This window comes from Falsiroseomonas oryzae, from assembly GCF_027856955.1.
Taxonomy (GTDB): Bacteria; Pseudomonadota; Alphaproteobacteria; order Acetobacterales; family Acetobacteraceae; genus Falsiroseomonas; species Falsiroseomonas oryzae.
On sequence record NZ_JAPSMD010000765.1, the window covers coordinates 1 to 1,434 of the forward strand.

Consider the following 1,434-nt stretch of genomic DNA (forward strand, 5'->3'; position numbering starts at 1 on the left):
CGGAGAGGGGAGCAGCACCGACACATGAGTCCGATCCGGGCCCCACGGGCGCGCGGCAAGCTGGCCGCCTTCGCCCTGGCCGCGCTGCTGGCGGCCGGCCCGGCCGCCGCGCAGCAGGGCCAGCCGCCGGCGCAGCAGCTGCCGAACCGCGAGGTCACGGTCCAGAACGAGACCGACCTGACGCTGCGCGAGCTCTATCTCGCGGCGCCGAATGCAACGGATCGCGGGCCGGACCGCCTGGGCGCGGACATGGTGGCGCCGGGTGCGCTGTACCGCGTCCGGTTGGGGCGCACGCGCGACTGCGTGTTCAACGTGACCGCGGTGTTCCTGGACGGGTCGGAGGAGCAGCGCCAGCGCGTGGACATCTGCCGCGCCCCGCGCCTGGTGTTCGGCGATCCCGCCATGCCGACGCTGGAGGTCGCGGTGGCCAACCGCAGCCGCGTCACGCTGCGCGAGCTCTATGCGCTGCCGGCCGCGCCGCCCGGCGATGCCGCCGCGCGCAACTGGGGGCCGGATCGGCTCGGCACATCGATGGTGGAGGCCGGCGGCAGCTTCGCGATGCGGCTGCGCACCCGCGACTGCCGCTTCGACCTGCGCGGCGTCTATGTGGACGAGAGGGAGGAGGTGCTGCGCAACCTCGACCTCTGCGCCACGCGCAGCGTCGCCTTCGACCGCAGCACCGTGCCGGACCGGCCGACGCGCAGCATCCTGCTGGCGAACCGGCACCTGGCGACGGTGCAGCAGGTCTATCTCTCGCCAAGCACGGAGACCGACTGGGGCCCGGATCGCCTCGGCGCCGCCACGCTTGAGCCCGGCGAGGACATCGCGGTGGAGATGCAGGGCGGCTGCGAGGCCGACCTGCGCATCGTCTTCCCCAATGGCGGCGCGGAGGAGCGCCGCGCCGTGAATGTCTGCGAATCGACGCGCATCGTGCTGCGCCCGGGCTGGGTGCTGGCGGAGCGGCTGGACGAGGAAGGCGCCGTGCCCGGCCAGATGACGGAGCCGGAGCCCGACCCCGGCGCGCTGCGGCTGCGCAATGCCGGCCGCCTGCCGATCGTCGAGATCTACACCGGCCCGCCGGGTGGCCCGCGTGGCGAGGACCGGCTGGGCGCCGACACGCTGCCCGTCGGCGCGGTGATCGAGATCGAGCCCGAGGACCCGGACAGCTGCGCCGCCGACCTGGTCGTGGTGTTCCGCGACGGGCGGGAGGTCGTGCGACCGGGCGTGGATCTCTGCGCCGGCGAGGAGATGGACGTGCGATGAGGAAGCTTCTCGTCCTGGCCTTCGCGCTGCTCGCCACGCCCGCCGCCGCACAGGGGGGCGGCGCCGGCGTGCCGGAACCGCTGCGCGGCGCGTGGTTCGCCGGCGACTGCGCGGACCCCAGCGCCATGCTCGTGCTGACCGGCCGCGCCGCCGCGCGGGTGGAGGCGGAGG

The 1,434-nt window shown here is 75.0% G+C and carries 1 protein-coding gene; it reads left to right on the forward strand.

All coding sequences use genetic code 11. From position 1 onward, the window contains the following. The first annotated feature begins 24 nt into the window (after positions 1–24). On the forward strand, positions 25–1,263 hold the full coding sequence (locus OZN99_RS31475; protein WP_270939129.1) for a hypothetical protein: 1,239 nt from the start codon (positions 25–27) through the stop codon (positions 1,261–1,263). The last annotated feature ends 171 nt before the right edge of the window (positions 1,264–1,434 follow it).

Coding starts and splice junctions, on each gene's coding strand:
- OZN99_RS31475 (WP_270939129.1), top strand. CDS start 25: ATGAGTCCGATCCGGGCCCCACGGGCGCGCGGCAAGCTGGCCGCCTTC.